Genomic DNA, 23,599 nt, shown 5'->3' on the forward strand with positions numbered 1-23,599 from the left:
GCGGCGCAACCTCGTTACGCAATCCAACCACAAGGAGCTTCCGATGACCGTGCTGCTGACCTGGCTCATCAACGCGCTCGCCCTGCTGATCATCACGTGGCTCGTGCCGTCCATCCACATCCGCAGCTTCGGCACCGCGCTGATCGTGGCGATCGTGCTCGGCCTCATCAACGCGGTGCTGCGCCCGGTGCTGATCCTGCTGACGCTGCCGGTGACGATCCTGACGCTTGGCCTCTTCATCCTCGTCGTGAACGCGCTGTGTTTCTGGCTCGCCGCGTCGCTGCTGAAGGGCTTCGAGGTGTCCGGGTTCTGGTCGGCGTTCTTCGGCTCGATCCTGTACAGCATCGTGTCGTGGCTGCTGTCGGCGCTGATCTTCGGTCATCGCAACCTGGTCTGACGGCGGCATCTGCATCATGAAACCGATCGAACTTTCATTCGAATTCTTTCCGCCCAAGACGCAGGACGGCATGGACAAGCTGCGCGCGACGCGTGCGCAGCTCGCGTTGCTGAAGCCGAAGTTCGTCTCGGTGACGTTCGGCGCGGGCGGTTCGACGCAGCAGGGCACGCTCGACACGGTGCTCGACATCGCGAAGGAAGGCGTCGAAGCGGCGCCGCATCTGTCGTGCATCGGCTCGTCGAAGGAGAGCCTGCGCGCGATCCTCGCGCGCTACCGCTCGCACGGCATCCGCCACATCGTCGCGCTGCGCGGCGACCTGCCGTCCGGCATGGGCGAGGTCGGCGAACTGCGCTACGCGTCCGAACTCGTCGCGTTCATCCGCGAGGAAACCGGCGACGCGTTCCACATCGAAGTGGCCGCGTATCCGGAATACCATCCGCAGGCGCGCTCGCCGCGCCACGACCTCGAAGCGTTCGCGCGCAAGGTGAAGGCCGGCGCGGATTCGGCGATCACGCAGTATTTCTTCAACGCGGACGCGTATTTCCGCTTCGTCGACGACGCGCGCAAGCTCGGCGTCGACGTGCCGATCGTGCCGGGCATCATGCCGATCACGAACTACTCGCAGCTGATGCGCTTTTCGGAGATGTGCGGCGCGGAAGTGCCGCGCTGGATCGCGAAGCGGCTGGAGAGCTACGGCGACGACCGCGAGTCGATCCGCGCGTTCGGCGTCGACGTCGTGGCGGACCTGTGCCGCCGGCTGGCGGACGCCGACGCGCCGGGGCTGCACTTCTACACGCTGAACAATGCGGCCGCGACGGCTGCGATCTGCGAACGCATCGGCGGTTGATGCGGTTGCGCCACCGTCGCCGGCGAGGCGGCGGGTGTTCCAGCGGTCCTCGACGGTCCGCTTTCGTTCCGATGCAAAGAGGTAGGGAGCGGAAGCGGACCGTTTTTCGTTTGCTGCTTTCCTTCGGTTTTCAGGCGGTTTTCCGCGTTCCCGCGCCGCTTTCGCTCCTTTCGCGCCCGCCCCGATCGCTTTGCCGCGCCCGCATGCGCGTCTCGCGCGTCACACGGCTTTCACGCGATCCATGACCCCGTCAGCCACATTCAAGTTTTGGCCGGACTACCCGATAAACGTTGCATGCGCACGCTGTCAACGCAACGGGTCCGATCGGACCGGGGCGAGCGGCGAATGAGGCAATACACGTCGGAGAAAGCGTCGAAATGAGCAGGATGAGTCTGAACCGGAAACTATGGCTGGCGCTTGCGCTCGTGTGGCTCGGCGTGATCGGCGTCGGCGTGCTCGGCGCGGTCGAGGCGCGCAATACGATGCTCGCGGAGCGCAAGGCGGGCGTCGTGAACCTCGTCGAGTCGGCGCAGGGCATCGTGAAGAGTTATTACGCGCTGTCGCAGGCCGGCAGGATGAGCGTCGAGGACGCGAAGCGCGAGGCGCTCGCGCGGCTCGCGTCGATGCGCTACGGCGGCAACGGCTACGTGTTCGTGGAAGACTCGCGGCCGGTCGTGCTGATGCACCCGACGCTGCCGCAGATGGTCGGCAACGATTCGGCGCAGACGTTCCGCGATCCGGACGGCAAGCTGCTCTACGTCGCGATTGCCGACGCCACGAAGGCGAACGGCCACGGCTTCGTCGAATACCGGTCGCGCGTGCCGAACAGCCAGGAAACCGCGGTGCCGAAGATCAGCTACGTATCGCGCTTCGAGCCGTGGGACTGGAACATCGCGAGCGGCGTGTTCGTCCGCGACATCGACACGACGTATCACGACACGCTGTTGAGCCACCTGCTGATCGTGCTGGTGATCGGCGGCGCGATCTCGCTCGCGATGGGGCTCATCATCCGCAACGTGCGCCGCACGCTCGGCGGCGAACCGGGCGAGGCGGCGAGCGTCGCGGCGGGCATCGCGAACGGCGACCTGACGCTGGTCGTGCCGGTGCGCGCGAACGACTCCACGAGCATGATGGCCGCGATGGCGTCGATGCAGGCGCGGCTGCAACGCGCGATCGGCGAGATCCGCCAGGCGGCCGGGTCGATCGCGACCGCGACGCGCGAGATCGCGTCCGGCAACTCGGACCTGTCGCAGCGCACCGAACAGCAGGCCGCATCGCTGGAGGAAACGGCCGCCAGCATGGAACAGCTGACCGCGACGGTGAAGCAGAACGCGGACAACGCGCGGCAGGCGAGCGGCCTCGCGGCGAACGCGTCCGGGATCGCCGCGAAGGGCAGCGACGTGGTGAGCCGCGTCGTCGACACGATGGGGCAGATCAACGAAAGCTCGCAGCAGATCTCGGACATCGTGAACATGATCGAAGGGATCGCGTTCCAGACCAACATCCTCGCGCTGAATGCGGCGGTCGAGGCGGCGCGCGCGGGCGAGCAGGGCCGCGGTTTCGCGGTGGTCGCGGGCGAGGTGCGCAGCCTCGCGCAGCGCTCGGCGTCGGCGGCGCGCGAGATCAAGCAGTTGATCGACGCATCGGTCGAGCGGGTCGGCAACGGCACGACGCTCGTGTCGCAGGCGGGCACGACGATGGCCGAGATCGTGCAGGCGATCAACCGCGTGACCGACATCATGGGCGAGATCGCGGCGGCGTCGGCGGAGCAGAGCGACGGCATCACGCAGGTCGGCCGCGCGGTCACGCAGATGGACGAGGTCACGCAGCAGAACGCGGCGCTCGTCGAGCAGGCGACGGCGGCGGCGGCCTCGCTGCAGGGGCAGGCCGCGCGGCTGCATGAGGCGGTCGGCGCGTTCCGCGTGAACGCGGGCGACGAATTGCGCGCGGCCGCGCCGCGTGTTGGCGGGCCGGTCACGCCGGGCGTGGCGAAGCCGGTTGCGGAGCTTAACGCGCCGGCCGCAGCGACGGCCGTCGCTGCGAAACCGGTGGTGCGGCCGGCGCCGAAGGCGCGGCTGCTGAAACCGTCGGCGAAAACCACGGCGAAGGCATCGACGCCCGCCGTCCCGGCGACCGCGCCGGACGACGACTGGACGACGTTCTAGTTTCGGTTTCGGCCGCATGGCGGCTTCGACCGTACGGCGCGCGGGCATGGGTAGTTGGCTGGCGCGCCCGCCGCCTCTTTCCGCGCAGGCGGAGTTTCGTCGAACGAAGCGTCATGCGATGCGATCGCGTATCGGGGCGACGCGCTTCGGCGACACACACACACACCGATCCGGCGCAAGCCCCCTCGTTCGCATCGGCCCGTCCGCATCGACACGCGGAAACAACGCGACGCGAAGCCGCGTATCGGGTATCGCGGATCGCGTATCGCGTATCGGGAACAAACCCCCACGAGTCCCGCTGTTGACCCAACGGGCATGATCCTTCAGCACTCGCGAGCGGTTTCACACCGCCGTCATCGGGTCTCGCTCGCCGTTTGCGCCCAACACCCGCGCCGCCCGCGCTGTCAACCCGCCGTCCGGTATCGGGCTACGCGCTTTTTTGCTCGCTTGTGACTGCCGCGCAAGCTCAAGTAATATGCCGCCTACGCTGGCCCCGGCCGGCGCTGAACTGGAGGAAACATGAAAGAAAACAATCTGTTGCGAGTCATGCGCTTGACCTCGGTCGCCGCGCTCGCAGCGGCGTCGATTGCAGGCTCCCCGCTCGCGCGCGCAGCCGGCGGCATTCCGGACAAGACGCTCGTCTATTGTTCCGAAGGCAGCCCGGCCGGCTTCGACCCGGCGTTGTACACGACCGGCGTCGACTTCACCGCGAACACGTTCACGGTCTACAACCGCCTCGTCGAATTCGAGCGCGGCAGCACGAAGATCGAACCGGGTCTCGCGCAGTCGTGGGATGTTTCTTCCGATGGCAAGGTGTACACGTTCCATCTGCGTCACGGCGTGAAGTTCCAGACGACCGCGTATTTCAAGCCGAGCCGCGAATTCAGCGCGGACGACGTGCTGTTCACGTTCAACCGGATGCTCGATCCGAACCAGCCGTTCCGCAAGGCGTATCCGGTGCAATTTCCGTACTTCACCGACATGGGCCTCGACAAGCTGATCGCGAAGATCGAAAAGGTCGATCCGTACACGGTGCGCTTCACGCTGAACGAGCCGAACGCGCCGTTCATCGCGAACATGGCGATGGAGTTCGCGTCGATCCAGTCCGCTGAATACGCGGACCAGTTGCTGAAGGCAGGCAAGGCCGCCGACATCAACCAGTTCCCGGTCGGCACTGGCCCGTTCATCTTCAAGAGCTACACGAAGGACGCGACGATCCGCTTCGACGGCAATCCCGATTACTGGAAGCCGGGCGCGGTGAAGGTCTCGAAGCTGATCTTCTCGATCACGCCGGATGCGAGCGTGCGCGTGCAGAAGATCAAGCGCGACGAATGCCAGGTGATGAGCTACCCGCGCCCGGCGGACATCGAGCCGCTGAAGGCGCAGCCGACCATCGCGATGCCGTCGCAATCGGGCTTCAACCTCGGCTACCTGTCGTACAACGTGCAGCACAAGCCGCTCGACAACGTCGACGTGCGCCACGCGCTCGACATGGCGATCAACAAGAAGGCGATCATCGATTCGGTGTACCAGGGCGCGGGCCAGCTCGCGACGAACCCGATGCCGCCGACGCAATGGTCGTTCGACAAGACGCTGACCGGCAACGCGTACGACCCGGCCAAGGCGAAGGCGCTGCTGACGAAGGCGGGCCTCGCGAACGGCTTCGAGATCACGCTGTGGGCGATGCCGGTGCAGCGTCCGTACAACCCGAACGCGCGGCTGATGGCCGAGATGATCCAGGCGGACTGGGCGAAGATCGGCGTGAAGGCGAAGATCGTCACGTACGAGTGGGGCGAATACATCAAGCGCGCGCACGCGGGCGAGGACGATACGATGCTGATCGGCTGGACGGGCGACAACGGCGATCCGGACAACTGGCTCGGCACGCTGCTCGGCTGCGAGGCGATCAACGGCAACAACTTCAGCAAATGGTGTTATAAGCCGTTCGACGATCTGATCCAGAAAGGCCGCGTGACGGCCGATCAGGCGCAGCGCACGAAGTACTATGTGGACGCGCAGCGGATCTTCGCGCAGCAACTGCCGTTCTCGCCGATCGCGCACTCGACCGTCTATCAGCCGGTCAGCAAGAAGGTGACCGACATGCGCATCGATCCGCTCGGCTTCGCGCGCTTCGACGGCGTCGGTTTGCAATAACGCGAAAGCCGAATCGGCAAAGCGGTCGGAAAACTGTCGAAATCAGGTCCGGCGACCGGGGTCACGCACCCCTGTCGCCGGTTGCGTTTCAATCCATGCTTTCGGGGGAACACTTCATGTTCCGCTTCGTTCTGCGCCGCGTCGGCATGGTGATACCCACGTTCATCGGCATCACCATCCTCGCGTTCGCGCTGATCCATCTGATTCCCGGCGACCCCATCGAAGTGATGATGGGCGAGCGCGGCGTCGATCCGCAGATGCACGCGGACGCGATGCACCGCCTCGGGCTCGACGAGCCGCTGCCGGTCCAGTATCTGCACTATGTCTGGCACGCGTTGCAGGGCAACCTCGGCGTGTCCGTCATCACGAACACCAGCGTGATGGACGAGTTCCTCGCGCGTTTTCCGGCGACGGTCGAACTGTCGATCTGCGCGCTGATCTTCGCGCTCGCGATCGGCCTGCCGGCCGGCGTGGTCGCCGCGTTGAAGCGCGGCACGCTCGTCGATCACGGCGTGATGGGCACCGCGCTGACCGGCTATTCGATGCCGATCTTCTGGTGGGGGCTCATCCTCATCATGGTGTTCTCGGCGCAGCTCGGCTGGACGCCGGTGTCGGGCCGCATCGCGGTCGAATACGACATCCCGCGCGTGACCGGCTTCCTGCTGATCGACTCGCTCCTGCCCGGCACCGACGAAGGCGCGTTCCGCTCGGCGGTGAGCCACCTGATCCTGCCGGCCATCGTGCTCGGCACCATCCCGCTCGCGGTGGTCGCGCGGATGACCCGTTCGTCGATGCTCGAAGTGCTGCGCGAGGACTATATCCGCACGGCGCGCGCGAAAGGGCTGTCGCCCGCGCGCGTGATCGTCGTGCACGCGCTGCGCAACGCGCTGATCCCGGTCGTCACCGTGATCGGGTTGCAGGTCGGCACGCTGCTTGCGGGCGCGGTGCTGACCGAGACGCTGTTCTCGTGGCCCGGCATCGGCAAATGGCTGATCGACGCGATCAGCCGGCGCGACTATCCGGTCGTGCAGGGCGGCATCCTGATGATCGCGACGCTCGTGATCGTCGTGAACCTGTGCGTCGATCTGCTGTACGGCGTGCTCAACCCGCGCATCCGGCACACGAGGTAACACGCATGTTTCGATATCCCCCCATACACCGACGGGAGGCGTGATGGCCGACATCCACAACGCCTCCCCGCAAGCCGTCACGCCGCCGGGCGGCCGCGCGCTCGCCGCGCGCGAATTCTGGTCCAACTTCTCGCGCAACCGGGGCGCGGTCGGCGCGGCGTTCATCGTGCTGGCGCTGATCGTCGTCGCGATCTTCGCGCCGCTGATCGCGCCGCACAGCCCGATCGAGCAGTACCGCGACTACGTGAAGATTCCGCCCGCGTGGCTCGACGGCGGCCACTGGAAGTTCGTGCTCGGCACCGACGAAGCGGGCCGCGACATCCTCTCGCGGCTGATGTACGGCGCGCGGCTGTCGCTGTGGATCGGCTGCGTGTCGGTCGTGCTCGCGCTGATTCCGGGCGTCGTGCTCGGCCTCGTCGCCGCATTCTTCGACCGCTGGGCCGACACCCCGATCATGAGGCTGATGGACGTGCTGCTCGCGCTGCCGTCGCTGCTGCTCGCGGTCGCGGTCGTCGCGATCATCGGGCCGGGCCTCGCGAACACGATGCTCGCGATCGCGATCGTCGCGCTGCCGGGTTACGTGCGGCTCGCGCGCAGCTCCGCGCTCGGCGAGCTGCACAAGGAGTACGTCACCGCGTCGCGCGTCGCGGGCGCGAGCACGGCGCGCCTGATGTTCTCGCAGGTGCTGCCGAACTGCACCGCGCCGCTGATCGTGCAGGCGACGCTCGGCTTCTCGTCCGCGATTCTCGACGCGGCCGCGCTTGGTTTCCTCGGCCTCGGCGTGCAGCCGCCCGCCGCCGAGTGGGGCGCGATGCTCGCGTCGGCGCGCGACTACATCGACAGCGCGTGGTGGATCGTCACGATGCCGGGCCTGTCGATCCTGATCTCGGTGCTCGCGATCAACCTGCTCGGCGACGGGCTGCGCGACGCACTCGACCCGAAACTGAAACGGATGGCATGAAATGGGTGATCTGCTAACCATCCGCAATCTGGCGGTGGATTTCGGCGGCCTCGCGGCCGTCGATGGAATCGACCTGTCGGTCGCGCCGGGCGAGGTGCTCGGCATCGTCGGCGAGTCCGGCTCCGGCAAGAGCGTCACGATGATGGCGCTGATGGGGCTGATCGATGCGCCGGGCCGCGTGAGCGCGGACGGCGTCGAATTCGACGGCCGCGACCTGCTGAACGCGTCGCCGCGGGAGCGGCGCCGGATCGTCGGCAAGGACATCGCGATGGTGTTCCAGGACGCGCTGACGAGCCTGAACCCGAGCTACACGGTCGGCTACCAGATCCGCGAAGTGCTGAGGCAGCACGAAGGGCTGCGCGGCGCGGCGCTGGCGCGGCGCACGCTCGAACTGCTCGACCAGGTCGGCATTCCGGACGCGAAGAATCGCATGGAGTCGTTTCCGCACCAGATGTCCGGCGGGATGAACCAGCGCGTGATGATCGCGATGGCGATCGCGTGCAACCCGAAGCTGCTGATCGCCGACGAGCCGACCACCGCGCTCGACGTGACGATCCAGGCGCAGATCATGGAACTGCTGGTGCGTCTGCAACGCGAGCGCGGGATGGCGCTCGTGCTGATCTCGCACGACCTCGCGGTCGTGTCCGAGGTCGCGCAGCGCGTCGCGGTGATGTACGCCGGCCAGATCATCGAGACGAACCGGGTGCCGGACATCTTCGCCGCGCCGCACCATCCGTACACCGAGGCGCTGCTCGCCGCGATTCCGGAGCACAACGTCGGCGCGCGCCGGCTCGCCGCGCTGCCCGGCATGGTGCCGGGGCGCGACGACCGCCCGCACGGGTGCCTGTTCGCCCCGCGCTGCAAATACGCGGTGGACGACTGCCGCAAGGCCCGGCCGGCGCTCGCGCCGGTGCCGCGCGCCGGCGACGCGGCGCGCGCCCGCTGCATCAAGCCGCTGAATCTCGCGGCGGTCGCACCGACAGGAGGCGCACGATGAGCACGCCCGCACAGACGGCCGAGAGCCGCGCCGGCGACACCGTGCTGGTCGCCGACGATCTGAAGAAGCACTACCCGGTGCGCCGCGGGATGTTCGGCCAGGGCGTCGTGAAGGCGCTGAACGGCGTGTCGTTCTCGCTCGAACGCGGCCGCACGCTCGCGGTGGTCGGCGAGTCCGGTTGCGGCAAATCGACGCTCGCACGGCAACTGACGATGATCGAGGCGCCGACCTCCGGCCGGCTCGCGATCGACGGCGAGGACGTCGCGGACGCGGACCGCGCGCGGATCGCCGCGCTCAGGCGGCGCGTGCAGATGGTGTTCCAGAACCCGTATGCGTCGCTGAATCCGCGCAAGACGGTCGAGGACACGCTCGGCGAGCCGCTCGTCATCAACACGAAGCTGTCGGCGCCGGAACGCGCGGACCGCATCGCGCACATGATGCGGATCGTCGGGCTGCGGCCCGAGCACGCGAAGCGGTATCCGCACATGTTCTCCGGCGGCCAGCGCCAGCGCGTCGCGATCGCGCGCGCGATGATCCTCGACCCGCAGATCGTCGTCGCCGACGAGCCGGTGTCCGCGCTCGACGTGTCGATCCAGGCGCAGATCCTGAACCTGTTCATGGACCTGCAGGACCAGTTCCGCACGAGCTACGTGTTCATCTCGCACAACCTCGCCGTGGTCGAGCACGTCGCCGACGACGTGATGGTGATGTACCTCGGCGGCGTGGTCGAACTGGGCGACCGGCGCACGGTGATCGGCCGGCCGCGCCATCCGTACACGCGCGCGCTGCTGTCCGCGACGCCGGCGATCTTCGAGGCCGACCGGCGCACCAAGATCCGGCTCCAGGGCGAACTGCCGTCGCCGCTCAATCCGCCGTCCGGCTGCACGTTTCATCAGCGTTGTCCATATGCCGTCGAACGCTGCCGAAATGAGGTGCCGATGCTGCGCGAAGTGGAGGGACGTCAGGTATCCTGCCATCGTGCTGAGGAGGTAGGGGAATCGGATGCCTGAAGCGACGGCGGCGCGTCGTTTTGCGCGCCGCTTGCGGACAAGCGGCCGTCGTGCCGCTTTTCTGCCGCGCTCGTGGGCGCGCGCCGCAACGGGCGCCGCGCTCGCGCTGGCCATCGCGTTCGGGCCGCCGCTCGACCGGTGGCCCGAACGTGCATCCGAAACCTCGACCGGCGACGGGGCCGGCCCCGCCGGTCGCGCTGATTACGCCGGCGACGGCTGGCTGCCGGCCGCCCATGCGGCCGGCGCGGCCGCGAACACATCGACCGCCACCGCGCGCGGGCCGGCGCTGTCGCCGCCCGGCGGCGGGATCCCGGGCTTCCATGCGCCGCCCGCCACGGCGCCGGCCGTGCCGAACTACGCGTCGGGCACCACCGCCGGCGGCGCGATCCGCCGGCCGCCGACGCGCATGCCGTTCTACGTCGCGACGCGCGGCACCACGACTCTCTATCTGCTCGGCACGCTGCACGTCGGCGATCCGTCCGACTTTCCGCCGAACCAGCCGTTTCGCCCGTCGATCATGGCGGCGCTGAATGCGTCGCAGATCCTCGCGCTCGAACTGTCGCCGGACGAACTGCTCGTGTCGCAGGACGACGTGTCGAAGTTCGGCGTGTGCCGCCGCCCGTGTTTGCAGCAGATGCTGTCCGAGCCGCTGTGGCAGAAGCTCGAAGCGCGGATGCGCGGCAACCCCGACGCGCTCGCGGAAATCCGCAAGATGCGGCCGTGGCTCGCGTCGCTGCTGGTCGAAACCTACGATTCGCTGAGCGCTGGGCTTCAGACCGAATACGGCACCGAGGCGCAGTTGCAGAACGTGTTCCTGAAGCTGAAGGGCCGCAGGGTGGTCGGGCTCGAAACGCTCGCCGAACAGATGCGCGCGTTCACCGGACTGTCGCTCGCGCAGCAGCGCGAGATGCTCGCGCAGGACCTCGCGCAGACGCCGGCGCAGAACGTCGCCGACGTCGACGCGCTGCTGCGGCTGTGGCGGGTCGGCGACGCGGATGCGATCGCCGCGTGGGAGGTCGCGCGTTCGGAGCGGCTCGCGCGCAACCAGAGCGTGTCCGACTCGATCGACAACCGGATCGTGTACGAGCGCAACCGCCGCTTCGTGTCGCGGATGATGCAGATCGCCGCGCCGAACCGGCCGATCTTCGTCGCGATCGGCGCGCTGCATCTCGGCGGGCGCAGCGGCGTGCTCGCGCTGCTGCGGCAGCGCGGGTTCACGGTCGATCCGGGTTGAGCGGTTCGGGCGGGCGTTGGCCGTATGTATCGCTTGCGGCGGACGGCTCGTTCAGCCCCGCGCGGCAATCGCGCGGTTCGCAGCCTGCGGTTCACGATCTGCGAACCGCGATCCTCCGGCACGCGAAACATCCGCTCCGCGCCCGCGAACCGTCCACCATCCACGAACCGCCGCCCGCGCCCGCGCGCCTTCCCGCCGTCAGAACCCGAACACGTTCAGCAGCACGATGTTCGCCGCGAGCACGCCGAGCGCGGTCGGCACCTGCACGCGGATCACCGCGTTGCGGTCCGGCAGTTCGAGCAGCGCCGCCGGCACCATGTTGAAGTTCGCGGCCATCGGCGTCATCAGCGTGCCGCAGTAGCCGGAGAACATGCCGATCGCGGCCATCATCGCCGGGTTCACATGGAACACGCCGAGCAGCACCGGGATGCCGACGCCGCCCGTCATCACCGGGAATGCCGCGAAGCCGTTGCCCATGATCATCGTGAAGAGCGCCATCCCGATGCAGTAGACGGCCACCGCGACGAAGCGCAGCTCCATGTCGATGTACGCGGTGCTCAGATGCGCGACCGCCTTGCCGACGCCGGCGTCCGAGAACACGAGGCCGAGCATCCCGAGCATCTGCGGCAGCACCGCCGCCCACGACAGCGCGTCGACGAGCCGGCGCGTCTCCTGCATCGACTGGCCGACGCTGTCGCGCGTGAGCACGCACGCGATGCCGAGCGCGATCACGCAGCCGACGCCGAAGCCGATCAGCGTGACGTTCTTCGGATCGATCAGCGGCCGGCCGCCGAACACGAGATAACCCGCGCCCAGCGTCAGCACGACGGTGACCACGGGAATCGTCAGCGCCGGCACGAACAGACGGTTGCCGAGCCGCTTCGCGCTGTCGATGCGGGCCGCCTCGGGCAGCAGCTTCGGCTTCGCGGCGGTCACGCCGCCGAAGCCAGCGATCAGCGCCATCGCGATCACCAGCACGCCGACCACTTCGGGCGGCAGCCGGTCGCCGGCGAGGAACACCAGCGCGTACAGCAGCCAGAAGCCGCCGGCCGTGAAGCGGCGCGGATGCGCGCGGTCCGTCACGATCATGCCGCCGACGACGAGCAGCACGATGCCGGTCAGCCAGAACAGGTAGTCGAGCGTGAGCGTCATGCTTCGTCTCCCGCGCGGGCCGCGCCGGTTTGCGCGCCGTTCGCGGCCGGCTCGGCCTGCGCGCCGCCGAGTTCGCGTTCCAGCCAGCGGTCGAGCAGCCACAGCCGCGTGCTGTGGATCAGGAACGCGCAGATCGCGGTCGGGATGCCCCACAGCGCGACGTGGATCGGCTCGACCGACACGCCCGCTTCCTTCAGCAGCGTGACCATCAGCACGATCGCGCCGAACGCGACGAAGATGTCCTCGCCGAAGAACAGGCCGACGTTGTCGGTCGCGGCCGCGAACGCGCGCAGCCGGAAGCGGATCGCATCGGGCAGCTTGCCGAAGCGGTTCTCGGTCGCGCCTTCGGCCATCGGCGCGATCAGCGGACGCACCATCTGCGGATGGCCGCCGAGGCCGGTCAGCCCGACCGCGGCGGTCAGCTCGCGCACGAGCAGGTAGACGATCAGCAGACGCCCGGCCGTCGCGGCCTTGATGTTGCCGATCCAGAGCTGCGCGCGCTCGCGCAGCCCGTGCCGTTCGAGCAGGCCGATCACCGCGAGCGGCAGCAGGATGATGAGCGGGATGTTGCGGGTCTTGACGAAGCCGGTGCCGATCGCGGCGAGGATGTGCTGCGGCGTGAAGCCGGCTGCGAGGCCGGTCGCGATCGCGGCCGCCGCGACGATCAGCATCGGGTTGAACCGCAAGACGAAGCCCGCGACGATGACGGCCACCCCGATCAGTGGCCACAGGTTGACGGCGGTCTGCATGTTTCGTTTCTCCAAACGTTGTTGTGTCGATACCGCTCGTGCGGCGACGGGAAGGGCGCCGGACTCTGCCGGCCGGCTGCCCGGATGCGGCGGCTCGTGGCCGCCGCATCGTGATTCTGATTTTTGACGCGCGAGTTGTCTTGTCGCGTGGAGCAGGGGGGGCGGACTGCCCGATGGGCCGTGCTGTTCGCGGCCGGGCCGTTTGCACTGCGATGCGTGTTTTTTGTCGCGCGTGGGGGGCGATGGGCGCGGGCGGGCGGCGGCGATACGCGCGGACCGGCTGCGTGGTGACTCGTACCTGCTGTTCGCGTTGGCGCTCACCGCGCACCGGCTGCGCGGCAACCGGGCGCTCAGGCGTTTCGTTGCCGCCCTGGCGGACGCGGACGGCCTCGCGCGCCGGCGGCCCTCCGCCGGCACGAGGGCCGCGCCGCCGCGGCAACGCTCAACCCGCCGCCGTCCCGCCCGCGCGCACCTCGATCCCCGCTTCGTCGAGCGCCGCGCGGATGCGCTTCGCGAACGCGATCGCATGCGGTCCGTCGCCATGCAGGCAGACCGTCTGCGCGTTGATCGGCACCCACTGGCCGTCGATTGCCTGCACGCGCTGCTCGCGGATCATCGCGAGCGTGCGCGCGAGCACCACGTCGTCGTCGTCGAGCAGCGCGCCCGGCTCGCTGCGCGGCACGAGCGAGCCGTCCGGACGATAACCGCGGTCCGCGAACACCTCCTCGACCGCCACCAGCCCCCCGTTGCGCGCGGCCGTCACGAGCCCGCTGCCCGCGAGCGCGAACACGGCGACCGACGGATCGAAGTCGTGCACCGCGGACACGATCGCGTCCGCGACCTGCGGATCGCGCGCCGCCTGGTTGTACAGCGCGCCGTGCGGCTTCACGTGCGCGATCCGGCCGCCCTCGGCCTGCGCGATCGCGGACAGCGCGCCGAGCTGGTACAGCACGCCCGCGTAGATTTCGTCGGGCGGCAGGTTCATCTCCTTGCGGCCGAAGTTCTCCGGGTCGTTGAAGCTCGGATGCGCGCCGATCGACACGCCCTTGCGCACGGCCCAGCGCACGCATTCGCGCATCGCGTTCGCGCCGCCCGCGTGCCAGCCGCACGCGATGTTCGCGGAGCTGACCAGATCGAGCAGCGCCTCGTCGGCGCCGCAGCCTTCGCCGAGATCGGCGTTCAGATCGATAGACATCGTGTCGTTCCTCGTTCCTTTTGCATGGCGTAATGCGGCCTGCTTCATGCGGTGAGCGCCGCCCGGGTGCGGGCCGCCAGGCGTTCGTCGTGCATCGCGATCGCGGCATCGATCTGCCGCAGATACGCGCGTTCCTCGGCGAGCGCCGCGCGCGCGCCGTCCGGCGTCGTCTCGACGAAGCGCACGCCGCCGTTCAGCCGGACCTGTGCGAGCTTCCACAGGTCCGCGCGGATTACCGAGCCGATCCGCGGATAACCGCCGGTCGTCTGCGCATCGCTCATCAGCACGATCGGCTGGCCGTTCGGCGGCACCTGGATCGTGCCGGGCAGCACCGCGTGCGACAGCAGGTCCGCGCGCGACTCGCGTTCGAGCGCCGTGCCGGACAGCCGGTAGCCCATCCGGTTGCTGTTCGGCGTGACGAGCCACTCGTCGGACCACAGCGCGCGCTGCGCGTCCGGCGCGAAGCCGTCGTAGTCGGGGCCGCGCAGCACCCGCACCGGCACCGCCCACGGCAGGCCGCCCGGATGGCGGCCGCGCCGGTGGTGCGGCTCGTCGACCAGCGTGAAGTTGCACCAGACGGGCGCCTTCACGCCGAACTCCGGCGCGTCGGGCGCGAACGACGCGCGCTCGCGGCTCGGCACGCCGACCGCGAGCCGGTCGCCGTCCTTCAGCGCGCGGCCCGCGACGCCGCCGAAACCCGCGCCGAGGTCGGTGCTGCGCGAGCCGAGCATCGGCAGCACGTCGATGCCGCCCGCCACGCACAGATAACCGCGCATCCCGAGTTTCGCGCCCTGCAGCACCAGTTCGTCGCCGGCCGCGACCGGCAGGCTCCACCACGACCACACCGGCTTGCCGGCGAGCGTCGCGCCGAAGTCGGTGCCGACGATCGCGATGCGGGTCGCGCGCGAGAAGCGCAGCACGACCGGGCCGAACGTCATTTCGAGACCGGCGGCGTCGGGCCGGTTGCCGACGAGCCGGTTGCCGACTTCGAGCGCGAGCGCGTCGAGCGCGCCGCCCGACGCGACGCCGAGATGCCGGTAGCCGCAGCGGCCGAGGTCCTGGACCGTGGTCAGCAGTCCCGCGCGGACGACTTCGATCATGAATGAATCCCCGCAATCGTGAAGCGCACGCGGTCGCCGGGCAGCAGCAGCGTCGGCGGATTATGGGCCGGGTCGAACAGCGCGAGCGACGTGCGGCCGATCAGTTGCCAGCCGCCCGGCGACGCGGCCGGATAGATGCCGGTCTGCTCGCCGCCGATGCCGACCGAGCCGGCCGGCACCGCGAGGCGCGGCTCGCGGCGGCGCGGCGTGTGCAGCGCGGCTTCGAGGCCGCCCATGTACGCGAAACCCGGCTGGAAGCCGACGAAGAACACGACATACGCGCCCGCCGCGTGGCGCTCGACCACCTCGCGCGCGGCAAGGCCGGTGTGCTTCGCGACGACGTCGAGGTCGGGGCCGAACGCGCCGCCGTATTCGACCGGGATGTCGACGTCGCGGCCGGCGGCCGGCGCGTCGTCGGCCTCGCGCCATGCGGCGGCGAGCTGCGCGGCGAGCGCGTCCACGTCGGCGGCGAGCGGATCGAACGTGATCGTCAGGTTGTTCATGCCGGGCACGACGTCGCGGACCGGCGGCCAGCCGCGCGCGAGCGCGGCGACCGCCCAGACGCGGCGTTGCACGTCGAGCGTGGCGGGCGGCGGCGATTCGCAGACGAGGGCCTCGTCGCCGAGCGGATAGATGCGGATGGAGCGGGTCGTCATGGCGGCTGGACGGAAGGGGCGGCGCTGCGCGGCGGCGAGCGGTCGGCCCGTGTTTCGACAGGGTAGATTCTCAATAATTTATCAGCAAATTATCAATAAGCGTTTCCGCCAGGCACGCACGGCGGCCGGCCCGACGTACACTCTCGACACGATTCATCTTTCTGCAACAGGTTTTCGTCATGTCGCGTGCGCCGACCAAGATCGTTTCGTCCGAGCATCTCGTCTCCGACCGCAGCGCGGAGCTGTCCGAGTTCGAGTACGCGCTGATCATGGCCGGCAATGCGTTCAACCGCTGGATGGTGCGCTGCATGTCGGCCGCGGGCGTGAAGGACATGACCGCGATCGAAGTGTCGCTGCTGCATCACGTGAACCATCGCGAGCGGCGCAAGAAGCTCGCCGACATCTGCTTCGTGCTGAACATCGAGGACACGCACGTCGCGACCTATGCGCTGAAGAAGCTCGTGTCCAGAGGGTATGTAAAAAGCGAGAAGGCCGGCAAGGAGGTGTTCTTCTCTGCGACGCCGGAAGGCCGCGACCTGTGCGCGCGTTATCGCGAAGTCCGCGAAAGCTGCCTGATCGAGACGCTGAAGGAAAGCGGCCTTTCGAACCAGCAGATCGGCGACGCCGCGCAACTGCTGCGCAATGCGTCCGGACTGTACGACACGGCGGCGCGCGCGGCGGCTTCGCTGTAGCGCCTCGTTTCCCTGACGCTACCTTTCGCTTCGTTCGGGCGGGGCGGCAGGGCCGCGCTCAATCCGCGCTCAATCCGAGCGAAGCCGCTCCGTTTGCTTCGCCAGATGGCATGACGCGTCGGTGACGATCGCATCGAGCGGCAGGTCGTGCGCCTCGCGTTCGAGCAGCCCGGTCGCGATCCGGCATGCGTCGTATGCGATGCCGATCGTGACCGGCGGCGTCGCGCCGGACCACGCGGCGAGCGTACGGTCGTAGTAGCCGCCGCCGTAGCCGAGCCGGTAGCCGTCGGCGTCGAAACCGACGCACGGCACGAGCAGCAGGTCCGGCAAAACGCGTGCTGCCGATGCGGGTTCCGGGATCCGGTGATGACCTTCGCGCATCGGCGTCGCAGGCGTCCACGCATGAAACTCCAGCGCGGTATGACGCTCGCGGATCACCGGCAGCGCCGCGCTGCGCCGTTGATCGTCCGCAAGCCACGACGCGATCAGCGCGCGTGCGTCGAACTCGCCGCGCAGCGGCCAGTAAAAGCCGATGCAGCGCGGCTCGAAACGCCCGAGCAGCGCGGCGAGACGGGCCGCGAGCGCGTCGTTCAGCACGGGGTCCGAGGCCGCTGCGACACGCACCGCGAGCAGCCTTGCGCGCAGCGCCTTTTTGGATTCCGCGGGGGGGTTGCGTGCTATCCTTGGGCTCACTTCGCGCTCCAGAAACAACGATGTCCAAAAGCCTTGTCCGAGTATATCGCGCGGCCAGTCTGGTGCTGGCCGCCGCGGCACTCGTCGCGTGCAGCACGGCGTCCGCCGTGCGGCCCGCCGCACTACCCGACGCGGGGGCGCTGACGCCGGATGACCAGACCTTCATCCAGCTTCGCGAGGCCGCCCGCAACAACGATCCGGTCCGCGCCGCGCAACTCGCCGCGATGATCCCCGACTATCCGGCGCCGTCGTATCTCGAATACTTCCAGCTGAAGCCGCAACTGTTCGACTCGCAGGGCCATGCGCGCGTCGACGCGCCCGATGCGCAGATCCTGTCGTTCCTGAGCCGCCACGACGGCGAGGCGCTTGCCGACCGTCTGCGCAACGACTATCTGCTCGTGCTCGGCGCGCGTCACGACTGGCGCGGCTTCGATCAGCAGTATCCGAAGTTCGTGCTGAACGACGACACGCAGGTGAAGTGTTATGCGCTCGAATCGCGCGCGTCGCGCGGCGAGAACGTCGCGGGCGATGCGCGCGCGCTGCTTGTCGAGCCGCGTTATTACGGCGACGGCTGCGTCGATCTGATCACCGCGCTCGGCATCAACGGCCAGTTCAGCGCCGACGACGTGTGGCAGCAGATCCGTCTCGCTTACGAACAGAACCAGACCTCGACCGGCGCGAAGCTGCTCGACGCGCTCGGCCCGCAGCGGCCCGACCCGGCGCTGTTCAGCCAGGCGGTGAGCACGCCGCCGCTGATGCTCGCGCGCGGCGTCGGCCCCGACGCGTCGTCGCATCAGCTCGCGCTGCTCGCGATCACGGTGATGGCCCGCAACGATCCGGCGATGGCCGCGTCGACGTTCGCCGCCGTCGCGCCGTCGCTCGCGTTGCCCGAGCGCGCGATCGGCTGGGGGACCATCGGTTATCAGGCGGCGTTGAAGCGCATGCCCGCCGCGCTCGACTGGTATCGGCTGTCCGCGAATGCGCCGCTGTCGAATCCCGCTTACGAATGGCGTACGCGCGCGGCGCTGCTCGGCGGCGACTGGACAATGGTGCGCTGGTCCACCGAGCAGATGCCGGCCGGCCTGCGCTCGCAGCCCGCGTGGGTGTACTGGCATGCGCGCGCGGCGAAGCAGGGCGGCGACGCCGCGCAGGCGGCGCAGGAGTTCCAGCAGATCGCGCCGGGCTTCAACTTCTACGGTCAACTGGCGGCCGAGGAACTGGGTCAAAAGACGACGATTCCGCCGAAAACCGACGTCACCGACGCCGAAGTCGCACAGGCCGGCAACACGCCGGGCTTCGCGCTCGCGCGGCGCTTCTACGCGCTGAACCTGCGGCTCGAAGGCAATCGCGAATGGAACTGGCCGCTGCGCGGGATGACCGACCGGCAACTGCTCGCGGTCGCCGAATACGCGCGCCGCATCCAGTTGTACGACCGCACGGTGAACACCGCCGACCGCACGCAGACCGAGCATGACTTCTCGCTGCGCTACCTGTCGCCGTACCGCGACATCGTCGAGCGCAACGCGCAGACCACCGGCCTCGACGTCGAATGGGCTTACGGTTTGATTCGCCAGGAGTCGCGTTTCATCCTCAATGCGCGCTCGGGCGTCGGCGCAAGCGGGCTGATGCAGCTGATGCCCGCGACCGCGCAGATGGTCGCGAAGAAGATCGGCGTCGGCCCGCTGTCGCGCGACCAGTTGAACGACATCGACACGAACATCCTGCTCGGCACGAACTATCTGTCGATGATCTACAATCAGTTCGACGGTTCCGCGGTGCTCGCCACCGCAGGCTACAACGCCGGTCCGGGCCGTCCGCGCGCATGGCGGCAGACGTTGGCGCAGCCGGTCGAAGGCGCGATCTTCGCGGAGACCATTCCGTTCCAGGAAACCCGCGACTACGTGAAGAATGTGTTGTCGAACACGGTCTACTATGCGGCGCTGTTCGAAGGCCGTCCGCAATCGCTGAAAGCGCGCCTCGGCTACATCGCGCCATAACGCGCACCGCCGCCGCCGTCCATGCGGACGCGGCGGCTTTCGTCGCAACGTCCGGGCGCAACGCAACATCCGGGCACGAGCGAAACGCCGCTTCACGAGGGAGTCCGACATGCGACATCAGGCCATCGCGGTTATCGGCGGCTCGGGATTCATCGGCAGCCATCTCGTCAACGCACTCGTCGAAGCGGGCAAGCACGTGCGGCTTGCGACGCGCCGCCGCCAGAACGCGCGCCATCTGACGCTGCTGCCGATCGACGTGATCGAAGCGGACGTGCTCGACCCGGTGCAGCTCGCGAGTTTCGTCGAAGGCGCGGATGCGGTGATCAACCTCGTCGGAACGCTGCATGGCGGCCGCGGCGATCCGTACGGCCCCGGCTTCGCGAAGCTGCATGTCGAACTGCCGACGAAGATCGTCGCCGCGTGCGAAGGCAAGGGCGTGCATCGGCTGATTCACGTGAGCGCGATCGGCGCGGACCCGCGCGGCCCGAGCATGTACCTGCGCTCGAAGGGCGACGGCGAGAAGGCGGTTCATGCGTCGGCGTCGCTCGCGGCGACGATCTTCCGGCCGTCGGTCGTGTTCGGTCCGGAGGACTCGTTCCTGAACCGCTTCGCGGTGTTGCAGAAGCTCGCGCCGGTGATCCCGCTCGCGATGCCCGATGCGAAGTTCCAGCCGGTGTTCGTCGGCGACGTATCGAAGGCGATCGTCAACGTGCTCGACCTCGACGCGGCGAGCGGCCATACGTACGAACTCGGCGGCCCGTCGGTCTATACGCTCGAACAGTTGCTCGCGTATTGCGGCGACGTGGTCGGCCGCCATGCGCGGATCGTGCGGCTGCCCGACGCGCTCGCGCGTTTGCAGGCGCTGTCGTTCGAGATGGCGCCCGGCGTGCCGATGCTGACGCGCGACAATCTCGACTCGATGAAGGTCGACAGCGTGTTGAGCGGGCCGCTCGCGCCGGAACTCGGCATCGATCCCGCGAGCATCGAGACGATCGCGCCGCTTTATCTCGGCAATGCGTCGCTGCGTTCGAAGCTCGATCTGTTCAGGGCGAGCGCGGGCCGTTAGGCGCTTGCAGCGCGGGCCTGGCTTTTTCCTTCTTTTCAACCATTTCCCGTCGTGGCAGTGATGAGACTCGTAATCGCAGACAAAAACTATTCGTCGTGGTCGATGCGCCCGTGGGTGCTGCTCAAGCATTTCGGCATCCCGTTCGACGAGACGCTGATCGAACTGGACGAGCCGGGCACGAAGGCCGCGATCCTCGCGCATTCGGCGTCGGGCAAGGTGCCGTGCCTCGTGACCGACGACGGCTTCGCGGTATGGGATTCGCTCGCGATCGCGGAGACGCTGGCCGAGCGCCATCCGCAGCACGCGATGTGGCCGCGCGACCCGAATGCGCGCGCGCGGGCGCGCAGCGTCAGCGCCGAGATGCACTCGGGCTTCGGCGCGTTGCGCGGCGCGATGCCGATGAACATCCGCACGTCGAAGCCGGGCGTCGGCGCGACGCCGGACGTGCTGGCGGACGTCGCGCGGATCGACGCGCTGTGGCGCGAATGCGTCGCCGCGAGCGGCGGCCCGTTCCTGTTCGGCGACTTCACGATTGCCGATGCAATGTATGCGCCGGTCGTGATGCGCTTCAACAGCTACCGGCCGGCGCTGTCGGCGGAAGCGGCCGCCTATGCCGCGCGCGTGACCGCGCTGCCCGCGGTCGCCGCCTGGATCGAAGCCGCGCGGCGCGAGACGCACGTCGTGCCGAGCGACGAAGTGGACGCATGAAGATCTACGTCGTAGGCGGCGCGATTCGCGACGAGATGCTCGGCCTGCCGGTGCGCGACCGCGATTACGTGGTGGTCGGCGCGACGCCGGAGCAGATGGCCGCGCAGGGTTTTCGTCCGGTCGGCAAGGACTTCCCGGTGTTCCTGCATCCGCAGACCCACGAGGAATACGCGCTCGCGCGCACCGAGCGCAAGACCGCGGCCGGTTATCACGGCTTCCAGTTCTACTATTCGCCGGACGTGACGCTCGAACAGGATCTCGCGCGCCGCGACCTGACGGTCAACGCGATGGCGCGCGAGGTGCAGCCGGGCGGCGTGCTGACCGGCCCGCTGATCGACCCGTTTAACGGCGCGGCCGATCTGACTGCGCGCGTGTTCCGTCACGTGAGCGATGCGTTCGTCGAGGACCCGGTGCGGATTCTGCGCGTCGCGCGTTTTGCCGCGCGTTTCGCGGACTTCGGCATCGCGCCGGAGACGGTCGCGCTGATGTCGAAGATGGTCGAAGCCGGCGAGGCCGACGCGCTGGTGCCGGAGCGCGTGTGGCAGGAAGTGTCGCGCGGGCTGATGGAAACGAAGCCGTCGCGGATGTTCGACGTGCTGCGCGAGTGCGGCGCGCTCGCGCGCGTGCTGCCGGAGGTGGACAGCCTGTACGGCGTGCCGCAGCGCGCGGACTATCACCCGGAAGTCGATACCGGCGTGCACGTGATGATGGTGATCGACCATGCGGCCGCGCAGGGTTATACGCTGCCGGTGCGCTTCGCGGCGCTGACGCACGACCTCGGCAAGGCGACGACGCCCGAGGACGTGCTGCCGCGCCACATCGGCCACGAAGGCCGCAGCGTCGATCTGCTGAAGCCGCTGTGCGACCGGCTGCGCGTGCCGAACGAATGCCGCGATCTCGCGGTGCTGGTCGCGCGCGAGCACGGCAACGTGCATCGCGTGATGGACATGGGCGCGGCGGCGCTGGTGCGGATGCTCGAACGCTGCGACGCGCTGCGCAAGCCCGCGCGGTTCGCGGAGGCATTGCAGGCGTGCGAATGCGATCTGCGCGGGCGGCTCGGCTGGGAGCATGCGCCATATCCGCAGGCGGAGCGGCTGCGCGTCGCGCTCGTCGCGGCGCGCGGCGTCGATGCGGGCGCGATCGCGCGCGACTGCGGCGGCGGCCCGGAGAAGATCAAGGAAGCCGTGCATCGCGCACGGATCAAGGCGGTCGAGGACGCGCTGGCGGCGGCTTAAGCTCGCCGCCGCGACGCGCGGCTGCGTGGCTCCCAAGCCGCGTCAAAGCATCCGCACGAGCAGCGACAGCAGCATCGACAGCACGAGCGTCGACATGAACGGCAGCGGATATTCGCGGCCGAACAGCCGCAGCGTGACGTCGCCGGGCAGCCGGCCGATGCCGAGCTTGCGCAGCCACGGCGCCGCGCTGGACAGGATCGCGACCGCGATGAACGTGGTGAGCAGCCAGCGGATCATCAGAGCGTATGCGAGCGGTCGCCGCGCGCGAACGCGGCGAGCGGGGCCGACACGGCGTCGAAGCCGCGCGCGAACGCGATCACCTTGAACAACTCGCCCATCTCCGCTTCGGAGACGAGTTTCTGCACCGCGTTCGCGGCCGGCAGGAAGCGTTCGGGATCGCGCGGATCGAGTTCCGCGAGCACGTCGGTGATGCCGGCGTTCATCAGGAAACGCGCCTGCGACGTGTAGCCGAGCAGTTCCGCGCCCGCCTCCACGCCCGCTTCGGCGATGCCGGTGAATTCGACGTGCGAGGTGATGTCCTGCAAGCCGGGGTACAGGAACGGGTCGCCGTGCGCGCGGTGCCGGTAGTGGCACATCAGCGTGCCTTGCGCGCGCTGCGCGTGGTAGAACTCGTGGCGCGGAAAACCGTAGTCGATGAAGATCGCGACGCCGCGCGCGAGCATCGCGCAGACGGTCCGCGTGAACGCGAGCGCCGCATCGTGCGTTTCGGTCACGTAGTCGTCGCCGCCTTCGATGGCCGCCAGCACGCTGCCGCTCCATGCGGCGTCGTGCGCGGTGTTCAACGCCCGGTCCGAGAACGCGAAGCCGCCGGCGTCCGTCACCGCGACGCCGCGCTCGTGCCACACCGCGTCGCGGCGCGCGAACAGGCGCACCGGCATCGCGTCGAGCACCTCGTTGCCGACCACGACGCCCTCGAACCGGTCGGGCAGCGCGTCGAGCCAGCGCACGCGCGCGGCGAGCGCCGGCGCATGCGCTTCGATCGTCTCGCGCTGGCGCTCGCGCAGTTCGCCGGACAGTTCGACGATCGAATACGACTCGACCGGCGCGCCGGCCGCGTCGAGCGCCGCGAGCAGGCCGGCCGCGAGCTTGCCGGTGCCGGCCCCGAACTCCATCAGATGCCGCGTGCCGCTCGCGGCGAGCGCGTCGCCGACCACGCGCGCGAGCGTGGCCGCGAAGAGCGGCGACAACTCGGGCGCGGTCACGAAATCGCTGCCGTCGTCGCCGCGCCACCCGAATTTCTGCGCGCCGCCGCTGTAATAGCCGAGGCCCGGCGCGTACAGGACCCGCTCCATGTAACGGTCGAACGGCAGCCAGCCGCCGGCCGACGCGATTTCCGCGCGGAGCGTCGCCGCGAGCGCCTCGGACTGCGCGAGCGCGGTTGGCCCTGGAACGGGTAAACTAGCGGGTTCGTGAGCTTTCGGGTTCATCCCGGCATTGTAA

22 protein-coding genes are annotated in these 23,599 nt (G+C 68.8%); 14 read left to right on the forward strand and 8 right to left on the reverse strand.

The window, feature by feature from the left end; translation table 11 throughout:
- The first annotated feature begins 43 nt into the window (after positions 1-43).
- From BLV92_RS01965 to BLV92_RS02005, 9 genes are all read left to right on the forward strand, one after another.
- Positions 44-397 (forward strand): phage holin family protein, encoded by a 354-nt coding sequence (locus BLV92_RS01965; RefSeq protein WP_090541787.1) that lies wholly within the window; start codon positions 44-46, stop codon positions 395-397.
- A 16-nt stretch (positions 398-413) separates the two neighbouring features.
- Positions 414-1,244 carry a methylenetetrahydrofolate reductase [NAD(P)H] gene (gene metF / locus BLV92_RS01970; protein WP_090541789.1) on the forward strand — a complete coding sequence of 277 codons (831 nt, stop codon included), beginning with the start codon at positions 414-416 and terminating at the stop codon, positions 1,242-1,244.
- A gap of 377 nt (positions 1,245-1,621) precedes the next feature.
- Entirely contained in the window at positions 1,622-3,409 is a 1,788-nt protein-coding gene (locus tag BLV92_RS01975; RefSeq protein ID WP_090541791.1) for a methyl-accepting chemotaxis protein, read from the forward strand.
- A gap of 519 nt (positions 3,410-3,928) precedes the next feature.
- The gene (locus BLV92_RS01980) at positions 3,929-5,563 is read left to right on the forward strand and encodes an ABC transporter substrate-binding protein (protein WP_090541793.1); all 1,635 of its coding nucleotides are present in this window, start codon (positions 3,929-3,931) and stop codon (positions 5,561-5,563) included.
- 116 nt (positions 5,564-5,679) lie between these two features.
- On the forward strand, positions 5,680-6,693 hold the full coding sequence (locus BLV92_RS01985; RefSeq protein WP_090546758.1) for an ABC transporter permease subunit: 1,014 nt from the start codon (positions 5,680-5,682) through the stop codon (positions 6,691-6,693).
- Positions 6,694-6,736: 43 nt separating this feature from the next.
- Positions 6,737-7,654, forward strand: coding sequence for an ABC transporter permease subunit (locus BLV92_RS01990; protein ID WP_090541795.1), 918 nt, complete (start codon positions 6,737-6,739; stop codon positions 7,652-7,654).
- A 1-nt stretch (position 7,655) separates the two neighbouring features.
- On the forward strand, positions 7,656-8,651 hold the full coding sequence (locus BLV92_RS01995) for an ABC transporter ATP-binding protein (protein WP_090541797.1): 996 nt from the start codon (positions 7,656-7,658) through the stop codon (positions 8,649-8,651).
- The gene (locus tag BLV92_RS02000; RefSeq protein ID WP_090541799.1) at positions 8,648-9,661 is read left to right on the forward strand and encodes a peptide ABC transporter ATP-binding protein; all 1,014 of its coding nucleotides are present in this window, start codon (positions 8,648-8,650) and stop codon (positions 9,659-9,661) included. Before BLV92_RS01995 ends, BLV92_RS02000 begins: the two co-directional genes overlap by 4 nt.
- Positions 9,654-10,895 (forward strand): TraB/GumN family protein, encoded by a 1,242-nt coding sequence (locus BLV92_RS02005; RefSeq protein ID WP_090541801.1) that lies wholly within the window; start codon positions 9,654-9,656, stop codon positions 10,893-10,895. Before BLV92_RS02000 ends, BLV92_RS02005 begins: the two co-directional genes overlap by 8 nt.
- Before the next feature lie 198 nt (positions 10,896-11,093).
- Here the strand turns inward: BLV92_RS02005 and BLV92_RS02010 are convergent, their stop codons facing one another.
- From BLV92_RS02010 to pxpB, 5 genes are all read right to left on the reverse strand, one after another.
- The gene (locus BLV92_RS02010) at positions 11,094-12,047 is read right to left on the reverse strand and encodes a DUF979 domain-containing protein (RefSeq protein ID WP_090541803.1); all 954 of its coding nucleotides are present in this window, start codon (positions 12,045-12,047) and stop codon (positions 11,094-11,096) included.
- Positions 12,044-12,796, reverse strand: coding sequence for a DUF969 domain-containing protein (locus BLV92_RS02015; RefSeq protein ID WP_090541805.1), 753 nt, complete (start codon positions 12,794-12,796; stop codon positions 12,044-12,046). The genes BLV92_RS02010 and BLV92_RS02015 overlap by 4 nt, the downstream gene beginning before the upstream one ends.
- Before the next feature lie 442 nt (positions 12,797-13,238).
- Positions 13,239-13,991, reverse strand: a complete 753-nt coding sequence (pxpA, locus tag BLV92_RS02020) for a 5-oxoprolinase subunit PxpA (protein ID WP_090541807.1) — start codon at positions 13,989-13,991, stop codon at positions 13,239-13,241.
- A gap of 44 nt (positions 13,992-14,035) precedes the next feature.
- Positions 14,036-15,091: a 5-oxoprolinase subunit C family protein gene (locus BLV92_RS02025; RefSeq protein WP_090541809.1), complete on the reverse strand. Its 1,056-nt coding sequence runs from the start codon at positions 15,089-15,091 to the stop codon at positions 14,036-14,038.
- Positions 15,088-15,747, reverse strand: a complete 660-nt coding sequence (gene pxpB / locus BLV92_RS02030) for a 5-oxoprolinase subunit PxpB (RefSeq protein WP_090541811.1) — start codon at positions 15,745-15,747, stop codon at positions 15,088-15,090. The genes BLV92_RS02025 and pxpB overlap by 4 nt, the downstream gene beginning before the upstream one ends.
- 179 nt (positions 15,748-15,926) lie before the next feature.
- Here pxpB and BLV92_RS02035 point away from each other — a divergent pair, with 179 nt between their 5' ends.
- Positions 15,927-16,439, forward strand: coding sequence for a winged helix DNA-binding protein (locus BLV92_RS02035; RefSeq protein ID WP_090541813.1), 513 nt, complete (start codon positions 15,927-15,929; stop codon positions 16,437-16,439).
- Between the two features lie 69 nt (positions 16,440-16,508).
- On the opposite strand, the gene BLV92_RS02040 is transcribed toward BLV92_RS02035, so the two are convergent.
- Entirely contained in the window at positions 16,509-17,132 is a 624-nt protein-coding gene (locus BLV92_RS02040) for a 5-formyltetrahydrofolate cyclo-ligase (RefSeq protein ID WP_373681889.1), read from the reverse strand.
- A 20-nt stretch (positions 17,133-17,152) separates the two neighbouring features.
- Between BLV92_RS02040 and BLV92_RS02045 the strand changes: the two genes are divergently transcribed.
- The 4 genes from BLV92_RS02045 (at position 17,153) to BLV92_RS02060 (ending at position 22,138) form a co-directional block, all read left to right on the forward strand.
- Positions 17,153-19,129: a lytic transglycosylase domain-containing protein gene (locus BLV92_RS02045; protein ID WP_090541815.1), complete on the forward strand. Its 1,977-nt coding sequence runs from the start codon at positions 17,153-17,155 to the stop codon at positions 19,127-19,129.
- Between the two features lie 109 nt (positions 19,130-19,238).
- Positions 19,239-20,195, forward strand: coding sequence for a complex I NDUFA9 subunit family protein (locus BLV92_RS02050; RefSeq protein ID WP_090541817.1), 957 nt, complete (start codon positions 19,239-19,241; stop codon positions 20,193-20,195).
- A gap of 60 nt (positions 20,196-20,255) precedes the next feature.
- Positions 20,256-20,903, forward strand: coding sequence for a glutathione S-transferase family protein (locus BLV92_RS02055; protein ID WP_090541819.1), 648 nt, complete (start codon positions 20,256-20,258; stop codon positions 20,901-20,903).
- On the forward strand, positions 20,900-22,138 hold the full coding sequence (locus BLV92_RS02060; protein ID WP_090541821.1) for a multifunctional CCA addition/repair protein: 1,239 nt from the start codon (positions 20,900-20,902) through the stop codon (positions 22,136-22,138). Before BLV92_RS02055 ends, BLV92_RS02060 begins: the two co-directional genes overlap by 4 nt.
- A 42-nt stretch (positions 22,139-22,180) precedes the next feature.
- On the opposite strand, the gene BLV92_RS02065 is transcribed toward BLV92_RS02060, so the two are convergent.
- On the reverse strand, positions 22,181-22,375 hold the full coding sequence (locus BLV92_RS02065) for a DUF2905 domain-containing protein (RefSeq protein ID WP_090541823.1): 195 nt from the start codon (positions 22,373-22,375) through the stop codon (positions 22,181-22,183).
- Positions 22,375-23,586 (reverse strand): class I SAM-dependent methyltransferase, encoded by a 1,212-nt coding sequence (locus tag BLV92_RS02070; protein ID WP_090546761.1) that lies wholly within the window; start codon positions 23,584-23,586, stop codon positions 22,375-22,377. The genes BLV92_RS02065 and BLV92_RS02070 overlap by 1 nt, the downstream gene beginning before the upstream one ends.
- Between the last annotated feature and the right edge of the window lie 13 nt (positions 23,587-23,599).

Source organism: Paraburkholderia caballeronis (genome assembly GCF_900104845.1).
In the GTDB taxonomy this organism is placed as follows: domain Bacteria; phylum Pseudomonadota; class Gammaproteobacteria; order Burkholderiales; family Burkholderiaceae; genus Paraburkholderia; species Paraburkholderia caballeronis.